At 56.0% G+C, this 20,895-nt stretch carries 20 protein-coding genes; 16 read left to right on the top strand and 4 right to left on the bottom strand.

All coding sequences use genetic code 11. The features are described 5' to 3' along the window. Window positions 1–162 precede the first annotated feature (162 nt). Entirely contained in the window at window positions 163–1,434 is a 1,272-nt protein-coding gene (locus HV213_RS07040; protein ID WP_139539519.1) for a PTS sugar transporter subunit IIC, read from the bottom strand. 175 nt (window positions 1,435–1,609) lie between these two features. Here HV213_RS07040 and HV213_RS07035 point away from each other — a divergent pair, with 175 nt between their 5' ends. From HV213_RS07035 to HV213_RS06995, 9 genes are all read left to right on the top strand, one after another. After that, window positions 1,610–1,924: a PTS sugar transporter subunit IIB gene (locus HV213_RS07035; protein ID WP_181485166.1), complete on the top strand. Its 315-nt coding sequence runs from the start codon at window positions 1,610–1,612 to the stop codon at window positions 1,922–1,924. Between the two features lie 9 nt (window positions 1,925–1,933). Beyond that, window positions 1,934–3,256 carry a PTS sugar transporter subunit IIC gene (locus HV213_RS07030; protein ID WP_181485165.1) on the top strand — a complete coding sequence of 441 codons (1,323 nt, stop codon included), beginning with the start codon at window positions 1,934–1,936 and terminating at the stop codon, window positions 3,254–3,256. Between the two features lie 23 nt (window positions 3,257–3,279). Beyond that, window positions 3,280–3,594, top strand: a complete 315-nt coding sequence (locus HV213_RS07025) for a PTS lactose/cellobiose transporter subunit IIA (RefSeq protein ID WP_110275792.1) — start codon at window positions 3,280–3,282, stop codon at window positions 3,592–3,594. 305 nt (window positions 3,595–3,899) lie between these two features. Next, a complete protein-coding gene (locus HV213_RS07020; protein WP_181485164.1) occupies window positions 3,900–4,862 on the top strand; it encodes a LacI family DNA-binding transcriptional regulator in 963 nt (320 codons plus the stop codon). Between the two features lie 176 nt (window positions 4,863–5,038). Further along, window positions 5,039–5,956 carry a metal ABC transporter substrate-binding protein gene (locus tag HV213_RS07015; RefSeq protein ID WP_181485163.1) on the top strand — a complete coding sequence of 306 codons (918 nt, stop codon included), beginning with the start codon at window positions 5,039–5,041 and terminating at the stop codon, window positions 5,954–5,956. Then, window positions 5,953–6,774, top strand: a complete 822-nt coding sequence (locus HV213_RS07010) for a manganese/iron ABC transporter ATP-binding protein (RefSeq protein WP_181485162.1) — start codon at window positions 5,953–5,955, stop codon at window positions 6,772–6,774. Before HV213_RS07015 ends, HV213_RS07010 begins: the two co-directional genes overlap by 4 nt. Further along, window positions 6,771–7,619, top strand: a complete 849-nt coding sequence (gene sitC / locus HV213_RS07005; protein WP_181485161.1) for an iron/manganese ABC transporter permease subunit SitC — start codon at window positions 6,771–6,773, stop codon at window positions 7,617–7,619. Before HV213_RS07010 ends, sitC begins: the two co-directional genes overlap by 4 nt. Continuing rightward, complete coding sequence (sitD, locus tag HV213_RS07000; RefSeq protein WP_181485160.1) at window positions 7,613–8,467, top strand: iron/manganese ABC transporter permease subunit SitD; 855 nt, start codon at window positions 7,613–7,615, stop codon at window positions 8,465–8,467. The genes sitC and sitD overlap by 7 nt, the downstream gene beginning before the upstream one ends. Window positions 8,468–8,601: 134 nt before the next feature. After that, window positions 8,602–9,624 carry an IS110 family RNA-guided transposase gene (locus tag HV213_RS06995; protein ID WP_181482387.1) on the top strand — a complete coding sequence of 341 codons (1,023 nt, stop codon included), beginning with the start codon at window positions 8,602–8,604 and terminating at the stop codon, window positions 9,622–9,624. Between the two features lie 380 nt (window positions 9,625–10,004). Here the strand turns inward: HV213_RS06995 and HV213_RS06990 are convergent, their stop codons facing one another. Next, on the bottom strand, window positions 10,005–10,349 hold the full coding sequence (locus HV213_RS06990; RefSeq protein WP_181485159.1) for a nitrous oxide-stimulated promoter family protein: 345 nt from the start codon (window positions 10,347–10,349) through the stop codon (window positions 10,005–10,007). A gap of 77 nt (window positions 10,350–10,426) precedes the next feature. Further along, a complete protein-coding gene (locus HV213_RS06985; protein ID WP_110275799.1) occupies window positions 10,427–10,711 on the bottom strand; it encodes an Rdx family protein in 285 nt (94 codons plus the stop codon). 216 nt (window positions 10,712–10,927) lie between these two features. On the opposite strand from HV213_RS06985, the gene HV213_RS06980 reads away from it, so the two are divergent. From HV213_RS06980 to HV213_RS06960, 5 genes are all read left to right on the top strand, one after another. Beyond that, on the top strand, window positions 10,928–13,285 hold the full coding sequence (locus HV213_RS06980; RefSeq protein ID WP_181485158.1) for a TonB-dependent receptor domain-containing protein: 2,358 nt from the start codon (window positions 10,928–10,930) through the stop codon (window positions 13,283–13,285). 72 nt (window positions 13,286–13,357) lie between these two features. After that, the gene (locus HV213_RS06975) at window positions 13,358–14,398 is read left to right on the top strand and encodes a hemin-degrading factor (protein ID WP_181485157.1); all 1,041 of its coding nucleotides are present in this window, start codon (window positions 13,358–13,360) and stop codon (window positions 14,396–14,398) included. Beyond that, window positions 14,395–15,213 carry a heme/hemin ABC transporter substrate-binding protein gene (locus HV213_RS06970; protein ID WP_181485156.1) on the top strand — a complete coding sequence of 273 codons (819 nt, stop codon included), beginning with the start codon at window positions 14,395–14,397 and terminating at the stop codon, window positions 15,211–15,213. Before HV213_RS06975 ends, HV213_RS06970 begins: the two co-directional genes overlap by 4 nt. Continuing rightward, entirely contained in the window at window positions 15,213–16,208 is a 996-nt protein-coding gene (locus HV213_RS06965) for a FecCD family ABC transporter permease (protein WP_142463398.1), read from the top strand. The genes HV213_RS06970 and HV213_RS06965 overlap by 1 nt, the downstream gene beginning before the upstream one ends. After that, window positions 16,201–16,980, top strand: coding sequence for a heme ABC transporter ATP-binding protein (locus tag HV213_RS06960; RefSeq protein ID WP_181485155.1), 780 nt, complete (start codon window positions 16,201–16,203; stop codon window positions 16,978–16,980). The genes HV213_RS06965 and HV213_RS06960 overlap by 8 nt, the downstream gene beginning before the upstream one ends. A gap of 197 nt (window positions 16,981–17,177) precedes the next feature. Here the strand turns inward: HV213_RS06960 and HV213_RS06955 are convergent, their stop codons facing one another. Further along, window positions 17,178–18,431, bottom strand: a complete 1,254-nt coding sequence (locus HV213_RS06955) for an enolase C-terminal domain-like protein (RefSeq protein ID WP_181485154.1) — start codon at window positions 18,429–18,431, stop codon at window positions 17,178–17,180. Window positions 18,432–18,766: 335 nt separating this feature from the next. On the opposite strand from HV213_RS06955, the gene HV213_RS06950 reads away from it, so the two are divergent. Together HV213_RS06950 and HV213_RS06945 are read left to right on the top strand one after the other, a co-directional pair. Next, the gene (locus tag HV213_RS06950) at window positions 18,767–19,534 is read left to right on the top strand and encodes an SDR family oxidoreductase (protein WP_181485153.1); all 768 of its coding nucleotides are present in this window, start codon (window positions 18,767–18,769) and stop codon (window positions 19,532–19,534) included. Between the two features lie 55 nt (window positions 19,535–19,589). Continuing rightward, window positions 19,590–20,876 (top strand): MFS transporter, encoded by a 1,287-nt coding sequence (locus tag HV213_RS06945; RefSeq protein ID WP_181485152.1) that lies wholly within the window; start codon window positions 19,590–19,592, stop codon window positions 20,874–20,876. The last annotated feature ends 19 nt before the right edge of the window (window positions 20,877–20,895 follow it).

The raw sequence follows: 20,895 nt of genomic DNA, 5'->3' as shown, positions 1-20,895 counted from the left end.
AAAAATGGAAATGTACATCCACAAACGGAAAGCGCTTTCCGTAATTGCCGGATGAGTTCACAAATTTGACGATAGATGACAAATATTCGTGATGAGGTTCACATAACCAGGCGGAAATAAAAAAGCCCGCACGCGGCGGGCCGATTCAGGCAGGGGAAAAGCTTAGCGTTCGGCGTCGGCGAGCTGGCGCTCGTAGACTTTGAAGAACGGACGATAGAGCATCCACGCGTTAAAAATAGCGAACAGGCACATACATAAATTTTTCCAGCTACCGTTGGCTGACCAGGCCGCACCGAGCGGCGACGGCATCGACCACGGCAGCATCGCCACCGCCCGATCGAGAATTCCCAGCTGAGTTAAATACCAGGCGATACAGGCATTTATCAGCGGTACAAAGATAAACGGCAGCAGGAAAACCGGGTTCATGATGATGGGGAAGCCAAATAATATCGGCTCGTTGATGTTGAACAACGAGGGTAACAGGCCGATTTTACCAACGCTTTTCAACTGCCGCGAACGACTACGCATCGCCATAAAGACCAGCGGCAGGGTGGAGCCGATACCACCAATCAGCAAGTAAAAATCCCAGAATCCCTGGAGGTAGATATGCGGCAGAGTGGCGGAACCGGCGGCCAGCGCCTGCTGGTTTTCAAACAGATAGGTCATCCAGAACGGGTTCATAATCCCGGTGATAATCAGCGCGCCGTGAATCCCGACAAACCAAAGTAAATTACAGATAAATAACGAGATTAATACCGCAGTTAGCGTATCGGAGGCCACCACCAGCGGGCGTACCGCTTCGCTAATCAGCTCTGGTAAAATGCGTCCGGTGCTTTGCAACAGTAACGCATTGATAACGCTGATAGAGAGCATCACCACCAGCAACGGGATCAGCAGTTGAAAACCATTGCGGGTCATCACCGGCACTTCTTCCGGCAGACGGATACACCAGCCTTTCTTGTAGAAAAAACGGATAATTTCAATCGAGTAGGTGCTTGAAATCAGCGCGGTAAAAATCCCCATCCCGCCGAGAAAAATATTGGTCGCCCCGTTATCGCGAAAGCCGATAAACAGCAAAAACGCCAGACAGCCGGTTAGCCCGCAGAGCCGCTCCGGCAACCGGTACTGCTTGGCGAGGCTGGCGCTGGCGCCAAAGGCCACAATCAGCGCCACCAGCCCGATGGTGAGTTCGAAGGTCGGCAGCAGAATGGGCCGCAGCTGGAGATAGAACTGGCCGAAAGCCGATGCGCCATCGATGGAAACGGGCGGAAACAAAATTGGCACCAGCAAACTTCCGACAATCACAAACGGCATCGCCAGCGCAAAGCTGTCGCGCATCGCCGTAATGTGGTTATTGCGCGTCAGAACGTTGGCCAGCGGTGCCAGCCGCTGTTCGATAATATCGACGACAACATTCATCAACTGAATGTTCATAGTCCTGCCTTATAGGAATAGTTTTATCGCCGGGATGATCGCGCACTCCTGAGTAAAGTAAAAGCCCGCCATAGGTGATCGTGGTCACAATAAATAAATCCACGAACGGAAAGCGCTTTCCGTTTTATATCCATTATGACTATAGTCGGCACATCCAACTCATCAGGAGCGGTTTATGAAAAAGATAATGTTGTGTTGTTCTGCGGGCATGTCCACCAGCCTGCTGGTGAAAAAAATGGTCGCCGAAGCCGAGCAGCGCAGGCTGCCGGTAGAGATCAATGCCTTTGGCGTCGCGGAATTCGATCAGCAGGTCGGTCATTACCAGGTGGTACTGCTGGGACCGCAGGTGAAATACATGCAGAAAGACCTGCAAAAACAGGCCGATAAATACGGGATCCGCGTGGAACCCATCAACATGATGGACTACGGCATGCAAAAAGGCGGTGCCGTACTGGATTTCGCGCTTTCCCTTATTGATAACAAAAACTAAGGAAAGATCATGAGCTCTCTGTACGCTAAGTTGATCACCGTGATTGAACAGAAGATCACCCCCATGGCGGGGGCGATCGGCCAGCAAAAATATGTCACCTCGATCCGCGACGGCTTTATTACCGCCCTGCCCTTTATGATCGTCGGCTCGTTTTTACTGGTATTTATATTCCCGCCGTTTTCACCGGATACCAGCTGGGGCTTTGCCCGCGCCTGGCTGCAATTTTCTCTCGATCATCGCGACGCGCTGATGCTGCCGTTTAACTTCAGCATGGGGGTGATGACGCTGTTTATCGCCGTCGGGATCGCCGCGAGCCTGGCGAAGCACCACAATCTGGACCCTCTAACCGCCGGGATGCTATCGCTGATGTCGTTTCTGTTGGTGGCCGCGCCGTTGAAAGATGGGCAGATCTCCACCGCCTATTTCTCCGGTCAGGGGATCTTCACCGCCATTCTGGTGGCGATTTACTCCACCGAGCTGTACGCCTTCCTCAAGCGTCACAACATTACCATTCGTCTGCCGCCGGAAGTGCCGGCTGGCGTGGCGCGCTCGTTTGAAATCCTGATCCCGGTGTTGGCGATCGTGCTGACGCTGCATCCGCTGAACCTGTTTATCGAAGCTCAGCTGGGGATGATCATTCCGGAAGCGATCATGTCGCTGGTAAAACCGCTGGTGGCGGCCTCCGATACCTTACCAGCGATCCTGCTGTCGGTACTGGTGTGCCAGGTATTGTGGTTTGCCGGGATCCACGGAGCGCTGATCGTTACCGGGATTATGAACCCGTTCTGGATGGCCAACCTGTCGATCAACCAGGCGGCGATGGCCGCAGGGACGGCGATCCCGCATATCTACGTGCAAGGTTTCTGGGATCACTATCTGCTGATTGGCGGCGTTGGTTCCACGCTGCCGCTGGCGCTGATGCTGATGCGCAGCAAGGCTATTCATCTGCGTACTATTGGCCGTATGGGCGTGGTGCCGGGCGTATTTAACATCAACGAACCGATTCTGTTCGGCGCGCCAATCATTATGAATCCGCTGTTCTTCCTGCCGTTTGTGCTGGTACCGATGATCAACGCAACGCTGGCGTACTTCGCGCTGAAGCTGGACCTGGTGAGCCGCGTGGTGTCGATGACGCCGTGGACGACTCCGGCCCCTATCGGTGCCTCCTGGGCGGCGAACTGGAGCTTTAGCCCGGTGATCATGTGCCTGATTTGTATGGCGACAGCGATGGTGATGTATCTGCCGTTCCTCAAAGCCTACGAAAAACAGCTGCTGGAGCAAGAACACGCTAACGCCGTTGCGCAGGCCGAAGGCGCGCCGCAATCCGCATAATTCATACTATTCAGAGGTTTGTCATGGAATTAGAAGAACAGGTGATGGGTATCATCATCAACGCCGGGCAGTCGCGTAGCCTGTGCTACGAAGCGCTGAGCTGCGCTAAAGAGGGCGATTTCGCCGCAGCCGACGAGAAGATGAAAGAAGCGGCGCATTTTGCCCGCGAGGCGCATCTGGTGCAGACGCAGCTGATTGAAGCCGACGAAGGCGAGGGAAAGACCAAAATGACGCTGGTGATGGTTCACGCCCAGGATCATTTGATGACTTCGATTCTGGCGAAAGAGCTGATCGGCGAGCTGATTGCGATTTACCGCTCGCGACCGCTGCACGCGTAGGGCTGCCCCCTCACCCCGGCCCTCTCCCCAAAAGGGAGAGGGAGAAAACCGGGCGACCGCTGCACGCGTAGGTTTACCCCCTCACCCCGGCCCTCTCCCCAAAAGGGAGAGGGAGAAAACCGGGCGACCGTTGCACGCGTAGGGCTGCCCCTCACCCCGGCCCTCTCCCCAAAAGGGAGAGGGGGAAAACCGGGCGGTGGCGCGGGCTGATTGCCAGTTCAGGCAAGCGCTGAAGGCCGCTGGCGATAGACACTTTTTTCAGCAGGTATGCTAAGCTAGGCGAAAATATTCAGACAGAAAATGCCATGCCAACCATTGATGATGTTTCAAGATTAGCGAATGTCTCCCGGGCGACGGTATCCCGCGTGCTGACCGGCACACGTGGCGTGCGCGAAGAGAGCCGCGAGGCCGTTTTACGGGCAGTAGAAGAACTCAACTACCGCCCAAGCTTTGCCGCGCAAAACCTCGCCAGTCAGACATCCAATCACGTGGGGCTGGTGATTCCGGCGAACGACGAAAGCAGCGGCGCACGCCTGCTGCCGATGCTGTCATTAGCGCTGAAGGGGCTGAATAAAAACCTGATTGTGCAATACGTGACGGATGCGGCTGAACAGGCGGCGGTGGTTGACGATTTACAGCGCCAGTGCGTCGCGGTGGTGGTGCTCGGTGCCGTCGCTGCCGATACCCCACGCAACGTTATCTCCTTCGACAGGTTTAGCGTCGCCGGGGTCAATAATCAGGGCTACGACTATGCATTTGCCACCGAGAGCGCCTGCCGCTACGTGATTGGCAAAGGCCACCGCAATATTGCCCTGCTGACCGATAACGACAGCGATGACGCCAGCCGCCAGATGCTCGAAGGCTATCGCAACGTTCTGCAAAACTACTCTATCCCGTTTAACCGACAGCTGATGCTGGCGGCCAACGACAACGTCGAGCAGGCGCTGCTGACGCTGATTAATAGCTTCAGCAAATATTCGGTGATTATCGTTAAACGCGACCGCTACGCTGCGGAAGCGATGCGTCTGCTGCGCGAATTTAACGTCGCCGTGCCGCAGGAGGTCTCGCTGCTAAGCCTTGAGGATTCTCCCCTCGCCTCGCTGCTGAATCCGCCGCTGACGTGCATTTCCTGGCCGCTGGAGCAGTTGATGGAAAACTGTATTCAGCGCATCCGCAGCCTGATCGACGAGCGCCCTACCTTCTCCTTCGAAGGACGCACGCTGACGGGTCGCCTGATCCCACGCCAGTCGGTGGCTGATTTATCTTAATCTTTGCCCCGGTCTCTCTTCTGACCGGGTCTTCCTCCTATATCGCTTTATTCCCATGCTAATCATTTCCCTTACATCTAAATAAGAATTATTTTCATTTATAAATAGCTTGTGCTATATAACATAGCAACGGCTATAAATGATGATTAATTAACCACAATATTATGAGGGACCTTATGCTGCATCTGCCACCTCTGAAGCACCTGATGTTTGCTGCGACTCTGGCGCTCTTTGCCATCACTCCGGCGCAGGCGAAAGACAAATTCAAAGTCATCACCACCTTCACCGTGATCGCCGATATGGCGCAGAACATCGCGGGTGACGCCGCCGACGTCAGCTCAATTACTAAACCGGGAGCCGAGATTCATGAATATCAGCCTACTCCCGGCGATATTAAACGCGCACAGGGCGCTCAGTTGATCCTCACCAACGGCCTGAACCTTGAGCTGTGGTTTGCCCGTTTTTATCAGCACCTGAACGACGTGCCGGAAGTGGTGGTCAGCAACGGGATTCAGCCGATGGGCATCAGTGATGGTCCGTATAACGGCAAGCCTAACCCGCACGCCTGGATGTCGGCGGATAACGCGCTGATCTATGTCGATAATATTCGTGACGCGCTGGTGAAATACGATCCTGTCAATGCCGATACCTATCGCCAGAACGCCGAAGCCTACAAAGAGAAGATCCGCCAGACCATGGCGCCGCTGAAGGCGGAACTGGCGAAGCTGCCGCAGGATAAGCGCTGGCTGGTGACTAGCGAAGGTGCGTTCTCCTATCTGGCCCGCGATAACGGCCTGCAGGAACTCTATCTGTGGCCGATCAACGCCGACCAGCAGGGCACGCCGCAGCAGGTGCGCAAAACCATCGACACCATGAAGAAAGAGCGTATCCCGACTATCTTTAGCGAAAGCACTATCTCCGATAAACCCGCGCGTCAAGTAGCACGGGAAGCGGGTGCCCACTATGGCGGCGTCCTGTACGTCGACTCCCTGAGCGCCGCCGACGGTCCGGTTCCGACCTACCTCGACCTGCTGCGCGTCACCACCGAAACCATCGTCCAGGGTATCAACGACGGACTAAGGAAACAGGCATGAGTCACGAGCTGCCGGGCCTCGCGGTCAACAACGTCAGCGTAACCTATCGCAACGGGCATACCGCCCTGCGCGATGCTTCATTTAGCGTCCCGCGCAGCTCAATTGCCGCGCTGGTCGGGGTGAACGGTTCGGGAAAATCGACGCTGTTTAAAGCGCTGATGGGCTTCGTGCGCGTGGGCCGGGGCGATATCGCCATTCTTGGTCAAACGGTTAACCGCGCTCTGCGCCAGAACCTCGTGGCCTATGTTCCGCAGTCGGAAGAGGTGGACTGGTCCTTCCCGGTGCTGGTGGAAGATGTGGTGATGATGGGCCGCTACGGCCATATGGGCTGGCTGCGGCGGGCAAAATCACGCGACCATGAGATTGTCGACGCCGCGCTGGAGCGGGTCGGCATGAGCGAGTATCGCCATCGGCAGATAGGCGAACTCTCCGGAGGGCAGAAAAAGCGCGTGTTTCTCGCCCGCGCTATCGCCCAGCAGGGGAAAGTCATTCTGCTGGATGAACCCTTTACCGGCGTCGATGTGCAGACCGAAGCGCGCATTATCACCCTGCTGCGGGAGCTGCGCGACGAAGGTTGCACCATGCTGGTTTCAACGCATAACCTCGGTTCGGTAAGCGAGTTCTGCGACTACACAGTGATGGTAAAAGGCACCGTGCTGGCTAGCGGCCCGACGGAAACCACCTTTACCGCGGAAAACCTCGAACTCGCCTTTAGCGGCGTGCTGCGCCACGTGGTGCTGAGCGGGGCGGAAGAGAGGATCATTACCGACGATGAGCGCCCGTTTATCAGCCGCCGGGCGGCGGGAGGCGAAAGATGAGCTGGCTGCTGGAGCCGTTTGGTTATCAATACATGCTCAACGCGATGTGGGTTTCGGCGCTGGTGGGCGGGGTGTGCGCATTTCTCTCCTGCTATCTGATGCTCAAGGGCTGGTCGCTGATTGGCGATGCCCTCTCCCACTCCATCGTACCCGGCGTGGCGGGCGCTTATATGCTCGGCCTGCCCTTCGCGCTGGGGGCGTTTCTTTCCGGCGGGCTGGCGGCGGGCAGCATGCTGTTTCTTAACCAGCGCTCGAAGCTGAAGGAAGACGCGATTATCGGCCTGATCTTCTCTTCATTTTTCGGTATCGGCCTGTTTATGGTGTCGCTTAACCCGACCTCGGTGAATATCCAGACCATTATTCTCGGCAATATTTTGGCCATTGCTCCAGAGGATATTATTCAGCTGGCGGCGATTGGCTTTATTTCGATGGCGATTCTGCTGTTGAAGTGGAAAGACCTGATGGTGACCTTTTTCGATGAGAACCACGCCCGCTCGATTGGCCTGAACACCACCGGGCTGAAGCTGCTATTTTTCACCCTGCTGGCGGCCTGTACCGTCGCGGCATTGCAAACCGTCGGCGCATTTCTGGTGATTTGCCTGGTCGTCACGCCCGGTGCCACCGCCTGGCTGCTGACCGACCGCTTTCCGCGCCTGCTGGCGATCGCCGTGGCTATCGGCAGCCTGACCAGCTTTTTCGGCGCGTGGCTGAGTTACTATCTGGACGGGGCAACCGGCGGGATTATCGTTGTGGCCCAGACGTTGCTGTTTTTAGTCGCTTTCGTTTTCGCGCCGAAGCACGGCCTGCTCGCCAGCCGTCGCCGCGCCAGGGAGGCCACATGCTGACCACTCTGCTCGAACCGTTCCAGTTCTCTTTTATGATTAACGCCATGCTGGTGGCGATTATCGTTGCCATTCCCTGCGCGCTGCTGTCGGTATTTTTGGTGTTAAAAGGCTGGGCGCTGATGGGCGACGCCATGAGTCACGCGGTTTTTCCGGGCGTGGTGATGGCATATATCATCGGCATCCCGTTCGCTATCGGCGCGTTTATCGCCGGGTTATTCTGCGCCATCGCCACCGGTTATCTCGACGATAACAGCCGCATCAAGCGCGATACGATTATGGGAATTGTGTTTTCCGGGATGTTTGGCGCAGGGCTGGTGCTGTACGTGTCGATTCAGTCGGAGGTGCATCTCGACCATATTCTGTTTGGCGACATGCTGGGTATTTCCGCCAGCGACATTGTGCAAACGTCGCTGATTGCGCTGGCGATCGCGCTGATTATCGGCCTGAAGTGGCGCGATTTTCTGCTGCACGCCTTCGACCCGAACCAGGCGAAAGCCAGCGGTTTGCGCTGCGGGCTGCTGCATTACGGGCTGCTGTGCATGATTGCGCTGACCATTGTGGCGACGCTAAAAGCGGTGGGGATTATTTTGTCGATTTCGCTGCTGATAGCCCCGGGGGCAATTGCGCTGCTGCTGACGCGGCGGTTTGTCAGCGCCCTGCTGCTGGCGGTGGCGATTGCGGTGGGCTGTTCTCTGGGCGGCGTGTGGCTGTCGTTTTATCTCGACAGCGCCCCGGCACCGACCATCGTAGTGTTGTTTACCCTGTTGTTTATTATTGCGTTTGTCTGTACATCGGTTCGCGATAGTCAAACCCAAGCCGATTCCGACGAGGCCCCGGGTCGCGGCTAACGCCTTACCCGGGCTACGGGCTTGCAGACGGCTGAAGATTTGTAGCCCGATGTGATGGACACCTCCCACCTTACGGCATCAGAACGTGCCAGACTGGAAGTGTTACCTGCAGTCCACAGGAGGAGGTGTCCACCATGAATATTAAACGTATCGGTCTTGACCTGGCAAAAAATGTCTTTCAGATCCATGCTGTGGATCACCATGAACATGTCGTCGTGCGGAAATCTCTCCGCCGCGCCCACATGCACGCTTATTTCTCTCAGCTGGCTCCCTGCACCATCGGGATTGAAGCCTGCGCATCATCCCACTACTGGTCCCGCGAACTCACCCGCATGGGGCATACCGTGCGCATTATTCCCCCGAAATTCGTCAAGCCTTACCTCAAAGGCAACAAGAATGATGCCAACGATGCCGAAGCCATCTGTGAAGCCATCAGCCGCCCCGCCATGCGCTTCGTCGCGGTTAAGACAGAGCGCCAGCAGACCCTTCAGGCGGAGCATCGCGTGCGGGCCAGAGTGATAAAAAGCCGCACGGCGCTGTGCAACGAGATACGGGGCTTTCTGGGCGAATTCGGCGTGGTGCTGCCGGTCGGCATCAGCCAGTTGCGTAAGGCGCTGCCGGAGATACTGTCACAGCAGGAGCAGTGGGATGACCGGTTTATGCGCCTGCTGTGCGAGCTGGCCGAAGAGCTGCGGATGCTGGATGACCGGGTGGCGGGGCATGACCGGCGGCTCGCAGAGGCGGCGCGGGAAGATATCTGCATCCAGCGGCTGATGAAAATAGAAGGTATCGGCGTGATAACCGCCAGCGCGATGGTGGCGTTGTTGGGTGACGCGACGCAGTTTAAGAACGGTCGGGAGATGGCGGCTTATGTGGGGCTGGTTCCCCGGCAGCACTCAAGCGGCGGTAAGCAGCAGCTGGGGCATATCAGCAAGCGGGGTGACAGCTACCTGCGTACGCTGGTCATCCACGGGGCACGGTCAGTTCTGAAGACATGTGCAGGCAAAGAAGACCGGCGGAGCCAGTGGCTGCAGTCGGTGGCGGAAAGACGGAACCGGAATATCGCGACGGTGGCGCTGGCGAACAAGAATGTGCGGATAGCGTGGGCGGTGATGAGTCGCGGAGAAGATTACCATGGCTCACGGGTCGCCGGTTAACCGACGCCCCGTGAGCCATGCAGTAAAAAGAGCAGTAACCCTGTCGTGAGATTGCGAAGCGATTTAGCGTGATGAGTAACCGGTAAGACCAGCACCTGAGAAATCCGGCCTGTCCGAAGGCTCCCTGCGAAGCAAAGCCGATAGCCCGAAAGGAAGCAGGTGCGCAGAACACATCATGGCCCGGGTACGACGGTACCGAACGAGAGGCCGGATATACGAACGCAACTTACCCTGGTGACTCACACAAAAAATAGCTTGCATCACGGGAGGTGTCCATATACGGACAGATGCGCAGCATCGCCTCCGGGAAAACCAACGGCACCAAACCGCACAGTTCGGTAGCCCGGCTAAGCGCAGCGCGAGCCGGGGGACGTTCGCCGCTATTTTTTGGGTCGGTATTTTTCCGGTAACTCCGGCACCGGGCGCCTGTCATCAATCAAATGGCGAATGGTCAAAATAGGGTGCCGCCAAAGCATCCGTGGCCCCGCCCAGCGCATAATCTGCTTCATCTCTTCACGTTTGGCGGGCTGATAACAGTGCACCGGGCACTGCTTACAGGCGGGTTTTTCTTCACCAAATACGCACTTATCCAGGCGCTTATCAGCGTAGGCGTTAAGCGCCTGATAATATTCCGCATCTTCATGGGCATCCGGGCAGCGGCGCTGGTAGAGCGTAATCATGCTGCTAATGGTCTTTTTTTCCCGCGCAATACGTTTGCCCGCCATCGCCTGTTCCTCATCGATAAAGATGCGTTAATAATACACCTTTAAAGAGTGCGGCGCAGCCGGTTACCTCCTGAGGATTATGCCGGCTTGTCCACGTGCCCCAGAGGTTTCTCCGGGAAGCAAACGTCGCGAACCCGACGCTTCAGCTCCGCCGCATCGGGGAAACCACCATCCTGCTTGCGCTCCCAGATTTGCACATCGTCAACGGTCACCACGAAGATCCCCCCGGTTCCCGGCACCAGGGTCACTGAGCCAATATCGGTGCTGAAACTATGCAGTAGTTCCTGGGCCATCCAGCTGGCGCGTAGCATCCAGTTGCACTGCGAACAGTAGGTAATGGTAATAGCGGCTTTGTGGCTCATAGGTTTCTCGATGTTGATCAAAGGGCAAATTGTAAACAACTTGCAGATTAATTGAGGAATAAATGATTATTTTGTTGCAAATGATAATACCTATCATTACCATTCGCAATCAATAAGCATGGAGTAAAAAACGTCCAGTAACGGAATAACGGGACACACCTGCACTCTGGAAGTAACGCGTGAGCCGATACTAATAATTATCAAGGCGTGGCTACTATGTATAACTCCACTCAATCAACAGCATGGTTCAAAAAAAGCCTGCTGGTGACTTCTTTGCTTGCAGCAATCTATCAGACCTCCGCCGGGGCGGCTGATACCACCAATAATTCATCATCCGACGATAGTTCAGAACAGATGACTGTGACCGCGCCAGCCCCAGTGCTGAAAGCGGGCAGCGAGCATTCCATCAGCGCTCAGGAACTACAGGATAAAGGGGCCAACGACTTTGGCTCCATCATGCGCTACGAACCGTTGATTGGCGCGACTGGCGCCAGCGGCGGTTCCGGCAACGGCAAAAGCGGCTTCGACCGGGGCGGCTATACCGGCTACAACATCCGCGGCATGGAGAGCAACCGCGTCGGTATCGACGTCGACGGCATCGCTCAGCCGAACGCCACCGGGCGCAGCTACGCCAGTCGCGCGGGCCTCAATACTTTCGGTATGGGCCGCGACTACATTGATCCCTACATGTACGGCAGCATCGATATTCAGTCCGGGGCCACCTCGACCGAAACCGCCAACAGCTCTATCGGCGGTAACGTCTCCTTCCGTCCGAAATCCGCAGATGACTATCTGCACCCGGGCAAAACCAGCGCCTTCGGCTACCGCAGCGGCTATGATTCCTCGAACCGCAGCTGGCACAACGGCGTCACCGTCGCCGGTGGCGACGAAACCCTGCGCGGGATCTTCGTCTACAGCCGCCGTGACGGCCAGGAAACGGAAAATAACAGCGGGACCGTGGATTCATACCCGGCTAACTGGCACTCCGACGCCTTTTTGGCCTCCGGGATCTGGCAGCCGAATGACGAACATAAGCTGACCAGCACCTTCGATTATTACCATAAAACTAATCACACCCACTACGACGCCTGGGACACCAGCGGCAACAGCGTTATCGGCACCTCTAACCAGACCAGCCAGACCCGTCGCTGGGGCCTGAGCCTGAAAGATGACTGGACGCCGATGAACGACTATATCGACAGCGTGTCGACCAAAGTCTACTACCAGCACACTGAGTCCCATGACTGGACGTATATGCCGGACAGCATCACCCGCGCGATGCAAACGGTAAGCTCCGACTACGATACCGATACCTGGGGTATTCAGAGTACGCTGGCGAAGTCCATTGGCCGCCACGACCTGAGCGCCGGTTTTAACGCCAGCACCACCAAAACCCAGCGGCCATTAACCCAGTCGCCAACCCCGAGCGCCTTTAGCGAAATCATGCAGCCGGACGCCGACAGCCGAGGCTACATCGTTGCAGGCTTCATGCAGGACAAGATTAACTTTGACCTCGACAGCCATAACTTCGCCGTCATCCCGGGCATTCGCGTGGTGCATCAGTCGACCAGGCCGGAGAGCGTCTCCGACCTTGCCAACAACAGCAGCGTGCTGACCGGTTCTGCCGTCTCAAATCTGTACGGTAAGAACTCCGATACCCAGGCGCTGCCGTCGCTGGCCTTCCAGTACGATATAGCTCCACGCCTGATGACCTACCTGCAGTACCAGCGCGGGGCGCAGTTCCCGAACGCCAGCCAGCTGTATGGCTCCTGGAACCTCGGCTCCAGCTACGCCGGACGCGCACAGTATGCGTTGATCGGTAATACCGATCTGAAAACCGAAACCAGCGATAACTTTGAGTGGGGGATGAAGGGCGAAGTCACCGAAGGCATCACTATGCGCACCGCGCTGTTCTACAACAGCTATAAGAACTTTATCGCCTATACCCGCTACACCCGCGCCAATAACCCGGTTCAGTTCGCTAACGTACCATCGAACATCTATACCATTTACCAGGCGGAGAACCGCGATAAAGCCTATATCTACGGCGGCGAAATCAGCGCCAAATTCAACTTTGGCACCTGGTTTGAAGAGGTTAACGGCCTGAGTGCCACCCTCGCCTACGGCTATAGCGAAGGGCAATCGAAATCCAGCTACAGCGGCGACAAGTACGTCGACCTCGATAGCGTCGCGCCAATGAAGGCTATCGTCGGCGTGGCATGGGACGATCCGGCCAAAGTGTACGGCACCGCGCTGACCGCCACTTTTGTTAAGGGCAAACGCGCAACCACCACCAACCGCGAAAGCTATACCAACACCGGCTCGGCGATTACCGATTCGACCAGCGAATATATGCGCGTTCCGGGCTACGGCATGCTGGACTGGACCGCTTACTGGCAGGTGGCGAAGAATGTGCGCGTGAACGGCGGCGTGTACAACATTACCGACCGTAAATACTGGGATTATCTGAGCAGCCGTAATATCGAAACGGCAACCAATCAGGATGCCAACGATAAAGCGCTGTCAGTGATGCCTGGGCGTACCTGGCAGTTAGGCGTTAACGTCGATTTCTGATAGGCCAAATAATAAGAAACCTGCTCCCCGGCCGCGCGCCGGGGATACTCATCGTCGAGAAGGATGTGAATTATGCAAAACACCCAACCGCAACATGCTCCGCTGTGGCAACGCTATCTGACCACTAAAGCGCAATCTTGCGCAAAATACGCCCGCGATATCGCCGCCGAAATGGGGATTAGCGAAGCTGAGCTGACCGAAGCTCGCCTCGGCCACGATGCCGTACGTCTGATTGACGATGCGCGCGCCATTCTGGCTGCGCTGGAAGCCGTGGGCGAAACCAAATGTATCTGTCGCAACGAATACGCGGTGCATGAACAGGTCGGCGAATTTACCCACCAGCATCTGAGCGGCCACGCCGGGCTGGTGCTCAACCCGCGCGCCCTCGACCTGCGCCTGTTCCTCAGCCAGTGGGCCAGCGCTTTCCACCTGACCGACAACGGTCGTCAGAGCATTCAGTTCTTCGACCCGCACGGTGATGCGCTGCTGAAAGTCTACGCAACTGCGCAGACCAATATGGCGGCCTGGGATGCGCTGATCGCTGAACATACGCAAGACACCCCCGCTCCGCTGACCGTTCGCCCGGTCGATCCGCTGAAATATGCTGATTCTGCCGACGGCACGACGCTGGAAAACGAATGGCGCGCCATGACCGACGTCCACCAGTTCTTTGGCCTGTTGAGAAAACATAACCTGTCGCGCCAGCAGGCGTTCCGTCTGGTCAGCGGCGACCTCGCCTGCCGTATCGAGAAAGAGGCTCTGCCGGGCCTGCTGGGTACTATTCATCAGGATGGTAACGAGATCATGATTTTCGTCGGCAACCGCGGCTGCGTGCAGATCTTCACCGGCGCGCTGGAAAAAGTCGCGCCGATGCGCGGCTGGCTGAATATCTTCAACGCCGCCTTTACCCTGCATCTGCGCGAGGACAGCGTGGATGAGATTTGGGTCACCCGTAAACCGACCTCCGACGGCCACGTCACCAGCGTCGAGCTGTTTGCCAAAGACGGCACGCAGATTGCCCAGCTGTACGGTCAACGTACCGAAGGCCACCCGGAGCAGGCGCAGTGGCGCGCGCAGGTCGAACGTTTGACCACCGAAGGGCTGATCGCATGAAACGTTGGCTGATGTTACTCATGGCGTTTCCGTTGTTTGCCAGCGCCGCCGCCGAGCGGATTGTCTCTCTCGGCGGCGACGTCACGGAAGTGGTTTATGCGCTTGATGCCCAGCAGCAACTGGTGGCGAAAGACAGCACCAGCACCTGGCCTGCCACCGCACAGAGCCTGCCGGATGTCGGCTATATCCGCCAGCTAAACGCTGAAGGGATCCTTTCTCTACGCCCGACGCTGGTGCTAGCCAGCGCCCAGGCGCAGCCTTCGCTGGTGCTGAAAAAGGTCGAAGAGAACAAAGTTAAGGTGGTCAACGTACCGGGCGGCTACGACTTTCTGGCAATCGAGAAAAAGATTGGCGTGATTGCCGCGGCCCTCGGCAAACAGAGTGAAGGTGAAGCCCTGCGCCAGAAGCTCCACCAGCAGATCGCGCAAATCCCTTCGCAGCCCATTAACAAGCGAGTGCTGTTTATCCTCAGCCACGGCGGCATGAACACCATGGTGGCCGGTAAGCAAACGGCGGCGGATGGAGCCATCCGAGCCGCCGGATTGCAGAATGCGATGCAGGACTTCGACCATTATCGCAGCATGTCCCAGGAAGGCGTTATCGCAAGCCGACCGGATCTGGTGGTGATCTCCGCCGAGGGCCTGAAAGGTATGGGTGGTGAAGCCGGACTGTGGAAGCTACCGGGACTGGCGCAGACGCCCGCAGGGCGCAATAAGCAGGTGCAGGTTATTGATGATATGGCTCTGCTCGGCTTTGGCCCACGCACGCCGCAGGCGGTACTCGCGCTACGGCAAAAAGCGGAGTTGCTGCCCTGATGCGTTGCCACCTTACTCGTCATCTGTGGTTAATGACGCTGCTGTTGGTCATCCTGACGCTACTTGCCACCACTCTTGGGGCGATGCGCCTGCCGCTGGCCAGCCTGCTGCCTTCCGGCGATGAAATCCTGAGAAACATCTGGCTGACCATTCGCCTGCCGCGGGTGCTGCTGGCGCTGCTGGTCGGCGCTGCTCTGGCGCTCTCCGGCTGCGTGATGCAGGGGCTGTTTCGCAATCCGCTCGCGGACCCTGGGCTTTTAGGTATCAGTAGCGGTGCGGCGCTGGCGGTAGCCTGCTGGCTGGTGCTGCCCCTGTCGGTACCGGTGCTTGTGGCGCTGTACGCCCCGATGCTGGCGGCGTTTATCGGGAGTATGGCGGTGATGGTGGTGATTTTTATCCTCAGCCGGGCGGGTGACGCTTCGCTCTCGCGCCTGCTGCTGGTCGGCATCGCGATTAACGCGCTTTGCAGCGCGCTGGTCGGGGTGCTGGCGTGGATCAGCAACGATGCCCAATTGCGCCAGCTTTCCCTGTGGGGCATGGGCAGCCTCGGCCAGGCGGAGTGGTCCACCCTGCTGGTGGCGGCCACGCTGATAATCCCGGCTTCTATCTTGATATGGGCGATGGCTTCACGCCTTAATCTGCTGCAATTGGGTGATGAAGAGGCACATTACCTCGGCGTTAACGTTCGTGCGCTGCAGCGGCTATTGCTGCTGTGCAGCGCCCTGCTGGTGGCGTCGGCGGTGGCGATCAGCGGCATTATTGGTTTTATTGGCCTGGTGGTGCCGCATCTGATGCGAATGTGGCTGGGGCCGGACCATCGCGGTCTGATCCCCGGTTCGCTGCTGTGTGGCGCAATTTTGCTGCTGCTGGCCGATACGCTGGCGCGCACCGTCGCCGCACCTGCCGAGATGCCGGTTGGTCTGTTGACCAGCGTCCTCGGCGCGCCGTGGTTCCTGTGGCTAATTTTTCGCCGGGAGAGAGAAACGCATGGATAACCGCTATAGCGCGCGTTCGCTTTCGCTGCGCATGGGCAAGCGCCAGATTATTAATGATGTTTCGCTCCAGTTGCGCGGCGGCGAGATGACGGCGCTGATTGGCCCCAACGGCGCGGGTAAATCAACCCTGCTGCGCCTGTTAACCGGTTTTTTAACGCCGGACAGCGGCGAACGGTTGGTGGAAGGCCGTCCGCTGGAAGCCTGGTCGGCAGACGCACTCTCCCGCCGCCGGGCGGTGATGCTGCAACGCACCTCGCTTCATGCCGACTGGCCGATTGAAACGGTGATCACCATGGGCCGTTCGCCGTGGGGCAGCACGCCGAACGCGGAGATGATCCGTCAGGTCATGGAGGAGACCGGCTGCGATCATCTGGCCGGGAGACGCTACCCTTCCCTCTCCGGCGGCGAACAGCAGCGGGTGCAGCTGGCCCGCTGTCTGGCGCAGCTGTGGCGCGACGGTACGCCTGAGGGCTGGCTGTTTCTCGACGAGCCTACTTCGGCGCTCGATCTCTATTACCAGCAGCATCTGCTGCGCCTGCTCAAGCGCCTGACCCGCAGCAGCCAACTGCATGTCTGCGTGGTGCTGCATGACCTGAACCTGGCGGCGCTGTGGGCCGATCGCATTCTGCTGTTGCATCAGGGGAAGCTGGTGGCGCAGGGCACGCCGCAGGAGGTGGTTCAGCAGCCAATTATTAGCCGCTGGTACGGGGCTGAGGTAAGAATGGGCGCACACCCGGATACCGCCGCCCCGCAGGTGTATTTGGTGCCATAATTCGTGCGGTCTGACGATTTCCCCGGAGGCGATGCTACGCATCTGTCCGGGCTACCGGTTCATCCGATCGGGTAGCCCGGACAGGCGCAACGCGCCACCTCCGGGAATAATGCCCGTCAAGGTAGCCCGGGTAAGGCGTTAGCCGCGACCCGGGGATTGCAGGAGGACGCACGTTGTCAGCAAGACGTTTACGCCACTTACGGTCTTGAAGCGGTGCCATCCGGTGTCCGTGCCATTGTCCAGGATGGGATCCCACCTTCGCACGGATACTTCGCCGCTTTGGCTTCATCGATATCAATGCCCAACCCTGGCTTATCGTTCAGATACGCATAGCCGTGGTCTATTTCCGGGCAACCCGGGAAGACGTCGCACAGTGCGTCATTCATCGGCGTGTACTCCTGAATACCGAAGTTTGGCGAACTCAGGTCAAGGTGCATATTCGCGCAGACGCCGACCGGTGAGATATCGCCAGGCCCATGCCATGCGGTACGCACGCCGTTCAGCTCGCTGTAAACCGCCAGTTTCTTCGCTGGCGTAATACCGCCGATGGTACTGGCGTGGCAGCGAATGTAATCGATAAGCTTGTTGTCGATTAGCGGTTTCCACTCATTCACATTCACAAACAGTTCCCCCATGGAGATCGGCGTGGAGGATTGTTGGCGAAGCATTTTAAGCCAGTCGATATTTTCCGGTGCCACCGGATCTTCAAGATAAAAGAGCTGATATTGCTCAAGCGTTTTGGCCAGGTTAATCGCGGTGACCGGGGTTACGCGTTCATGGACGTCATGAATGAACTCAATGCCAAATCCCAGCTTGTTGCGAAGATGGTCAAACAGGCGGGGAACGCTTTTCGCATAGGCGTCGGGGTCAAAATAGATCCCCGGCGTTTTGCTCCGTGGAGAACGTTTGGGCTGGATATTCTTCGCCCGCGCCAGTTGGGTCGCAATCAGTTTGAGATCATCAGTTCCTGCACCGCCGTACATCCCCATCTGACAGCGTACGTACTGGTATCCCTCCTCCATTCGGGCGCGGATATTGTCCTCAACTTCCACTTCGTCGCCACCATCGGTATGGCAATACAAAGGAATACCGTCGCGACATTTACCGCCCAGTAAATCATAAACCGGCATCCCCGCCAGCTTACCTTTGATATCCCACAGCGCCATATCAACGCCCGATAGCGCGTTGTTCATAATCGGCCCGTTACGCCAGTAGCCGCTGACCGCGCCAGACTGCCAGATATCTTCAATACGCGTCGGATCTTTGCCAATGAGAAAAGGCGCCATGTACTCATCAATGGCACTTTTAACCGCGAAGATACGCTGGGTAAATGTCGCACAGCCCAGACCGTACAGCCCTGGCTCATTGGTTTCGACCTTCACCACGGCCAGATCAATGCCACCCGGCGCCGTCAGAATCGTTTTCACATTAGTGATTTTCAGGTTACTCACTTTAACTCCTCAGTTTTGCGAACTAACTGCCTGCCATGCTGCAAGCGAATGACAATACATAATTTGTAAGTTGTCCTACAACTTTGCGATGTTATATCACGCTTAATCCGTGAGCGTCTCTGGAATATTACATTCTGTGATCGCGATCAAATCAGCGACATCCAGTAAAATAAAAACAGTAAAATACAATTACATATAAAAATAAAAATATGTTCGACACCTTGCATTCGTGATCCGTATTGCAAATTTATTTTTAGGGTGTTGCTTTTTATCATTCAAAAAACCAACCTTAAATAAGACAGTCGTCATACAAATTAAACCAATGAGGAAATGAGATGAGCGCATTATTCGATTTAACGGGGAAAACGGCACTGGTCACCGGATCGGCGCGTGGGTTGGGATTTGCCTATGCCGAAGGGCTCGCCGCTGCGGGTGCCAGGGTCGTTCTGAACGACATTCGCGACACGCTGCTGGCCGAGTCCGTCGATGCACTGGCAAGTAAAGGGTATCGCGCACACGGCGTGGCGTTTGATGTGACAAACGAAGAGGCGATTGAAAAAGCTTTTGCAGAGCTTGACGCACAGGGTATCTACATCGACATTTTGATAAACAACGCCGGTATTCAGTATCGTAAGCCGATGGTGGAACTGGAGCTGGAAAAGTGGCAAAAGGTGATTGATACCAACCTTACCAGCGCTTTCCTCGTTTCTCGTGCCGCCGCAAGACGGATGATTGCACGCAACTCCGGGGGCAAAATTGTCAATATCGGTTCGCTGACCAGTCAGGCAGCCCGACCAACCGTGGCTCCCTATACGGCGGCGAAAGGCGGGATCAAAATGCTCACCTGCTCCATGGCGGCTGAATGGGCGCAATTTAATATCCAGAGCAACGCCATTGGACCTGGCTACATTCTGACCGACATGAATACTGCGCTGATTGAAGATAAGCAGTTCGACAACTGGGTAAAAAGCAGCAATCCATCACAGCGCTGGGGCCGTCCGGATGAATTAATTGGCACCGCGGTCTTTCTGTCATCAAAAGCCTCTGACTATATCAACGGACAGATTATTTACGTCGATGGTGGCTGGCTGGCAGTGCTGTGATTCAATTCAATAACCGTCAGCAGATGCATAAAAAACCTACTCTGGAATAGAGATTATGATTGATAAAATACAAAGAAAACTGGCCCCTTTACGCTGGAAAAAACTTATTCCCCTGGCATTTATCACTTACAGCCTGGCCTATCTGGATCGTGCTAACTATGGATTTGGTGCCGCATCGGGTTTGGCAGAAGACCTCAATATTACCCCTGGGATATCATCGTTACTTGGCGCTTTATTCTTCCTGGGGTACTTTTTCTTTCAAGTTCCAGGAGGTATTTACGCTGAAAAACGTAGTGCGAAGAAACTGATATTCTGGAGTCTTATCCTGTGGGGTATTTTAGCAACAGCAACTGGCATGGTACATGATGTAAAAACTCTGGCGGTGATACGTTTTCTTCTTGGTGTCGCCGAAAGTGTCGTTATGCCCGCAATGCTTGTCTTCCTAAGTCACTGGTTTACTAAGAAAGAACGTTCAAAAGCCAATACATTTCTGTTCCTTGGTAACCCTATTACCGTATTGTGGATGTCCGTTCTGTCAGGTTATCTTGTTGATGCGTTCGGCTGGCGTGGAATGTTCATCATTGAAGGCGTACCCGCAATTATTTGGGCGGCAATATGGTGGTTTGTTTTTGTTGATCGCCCTGCTGATGCAAAATGGTTAACTCCACAAGAAAAAATCGATATTGAAGCTGCACTTGCCGCTGAGCAAACTAATATAAAAGAAATTAAAAACTACAGTGAGGCTTTTCGTTCAGGTAAAGTACTTTCCCTTTCCTTTATCCATTTTTTCTGGAATATCGGAATGTATGGTTTCATTATGTGGCTTCCGTCTATTTTAAAATCAGCATCAGGGCTAAGTATTGTCGCAACAGGTTGGTTATCCGCAGCACCTTATCTGCTCGCCGTTCCACTGATGTTGGGTGCCTCCTGGTATTCAGATAAATTTCTGAATCGTAAAATCATTGTTCTTCTCTTCTTAGGGCTTGGCGCGATCTGCTTTATCGGTTCCTTTACCATCGGTACCTCCAACTTCTGGTTATCCTATGTGCTACTGATGATTGCGGGTGGGGCGATGTATACGCCATACGGTCCATTTTTTGCAGCAATACCTGACATGATCCCAAGGAATGTGATGGCTGGAGCGATGGCGTTTATCGTCAGTTTCGGTGCGCTTGGCTCGTTCGTTGGTTCATGGATTGTCGGCTACCTCAATGGTTTGACCGGTGGTCCAGGCGCCTCTTACATTTTTATGGGCAGCTCGCTTGTCCTGGCAGTTTTACTGACATCAGTCACGGCTTTCACCAGTAAAGAGTCCAGCAGCACAAAAGTTCAGACCTGTTAATATTAGGCGCCCGAACGGG

This window comes from Klebsiella sp. RHBSTW-00484, from assembly GCF_013705725.1.
Classification (GTDB): Bacteria; Pseudomonadota; Gammaproteobacteria; order Enterobacterales; family Enterobacteriaceae; genus Klebsiella.
This window is presented reverse-complemented; position numbering and strand designations above follow the sequence as displayed.

What these genes read in the sequence shown, in the direction of transcription:
- HV213_RS06950 (WP_181485153.1), top strand. Translation starts at nt 18,767, where the DNA reads ATGAGCGCATTATTCGATTTAACGGGGAAAACGGCACTGGTCACCGGA.
- HV213_RS06975 (WP_181485157.1), top strand. Translation starts at nt 13,358, where the DNA reads ATGCAAAACACCCAACCGCAACATGCTCCGCTGTGGCAACGCTATCTG.
- HV213_RS07025 (WP_110275792.1), top strand. Translation starts at nt 3,280, where the DNA reads ATGGAATTAGAAGAACAGGTGATGGGTATCATCATCAACGCCGGGCAG.
- HV213_RS06995 (WP_181482387.1), top strand. Translation starts at nt 8,602, where the DNA reads ATGAATATTAAACGTATCGGTCTTGACCTGGCAAAAAATGTCTTTCAG.
- HV213_RS06990 (WP_181485159.1), bottom strand. Translation starts at nt 10,349, where the DNA reads ATGGCGGGCAAACGTATTGCGCGGGAAAAAAAGACCATTAGCAGCATG.
- HV213_RS07030 (WP_181485165.1), top strand. Translation starts at nt 1,934, where the DNA reads ATGAGCTCTCTGTACGCTAAGTTGATCACCGTGATTGAACAGAAGATC.
- sitC (WP_181485161.1), top strand. Translation starts at nt 6,771, where the DNA reads ATGAGCTGGCTGCTGGAGCCGTTTGGTTATCAATACATGCTCAACGCG.
- HV213_RS07035 (WP_181485166.1), top strand. Translation starts at nt 1,610, where the DNA reads ATGAAAAAGATAATGTTGTGTTGTTCTGCGGGCATGTCCACCAGCCTG.
- HV213_RS07010 (WP_181485162.1), top strand. Translation starts at nt 5,953, where the DNA reads ATGAGTCACGAGCTGCCGGGCCTCGCGGTCAACAACGTCAGCGTAACC.
- HV213_RS06985 (WP_110275799.1), bottom strand. Translation starts at nt 10,711, where the DNA reads ATGAGCCACAAAGCCGCTATTACCATTACCTACTGTTCGCAGTGCAAC.
- sitD (WP_181485160.1), top strand. Translation starts at nt 7,613, where the DNA reads ATGCTGACCACTCTGCTCGAACCGTTCCAGTTCTCTTTTATGATTAAC.
- HV213_RS06980 (WP_181485158.1), top strand. Translation starts at nt 10,928, where the DNA reads ATGTATAACTCCACTCAATCAACAGCATGGTTCAAAAAAAGCCTGCTG.
- HV213_RS06960 (WP_181485155.1), top strand. Translation starts at nt 16,201, where the DNA reads ATGGATAACCGCTATAGCGCGCGTTCGCTTTCGCTGCGCATGGGCAAG.
- HV213_RS06965 (WP_142463398.1), top strand. Translation starts at nt 15,213, where the DNA reads ATGCGTTGCCACCTTACTCGTCATCTGTGGTTAATGACGCTGCTGTTG.
- HV213_RS07020 (WP_181485164.1), top strand. Translation starts at nt 3,900, where the DNA reads ATGCCAACCATTGATGATGTTTCAAGATTAGCGAATGTCTCCCGGGCG.
- HV213_RS06945 (WP_181485152.1), top strand. Translation starts at nt 19,590, where the DNA reads ATGATTGATAAAATACAAAGAAAACTGGCCCCTTTACGCTGGAAAAAA.
- HV213_RS06970 (WP_181485156.1), top strand. Translation starts at nt 14,395, where the DNA reads ATGAAACGTTGGCTGATGTTACTCATGGCGTTTCCGTTGTTTGCCAGC.
- HV213_RS07015 (WP_181485163.1), top strand. Translation starts at nt 5,039, where the DNA reads ATGCTGCATCTGCCACCTCTGAAGCACCTGATGTTTGCTGCGACTCTG.
- HV213_RS07040 (WP_139539519.1), bottom strand. Translation starts at nt 1,434, where the DNA reads ATGAACATTCAGTTGATGAATGTTGTCGTCGATATTATCGAACAGCGG.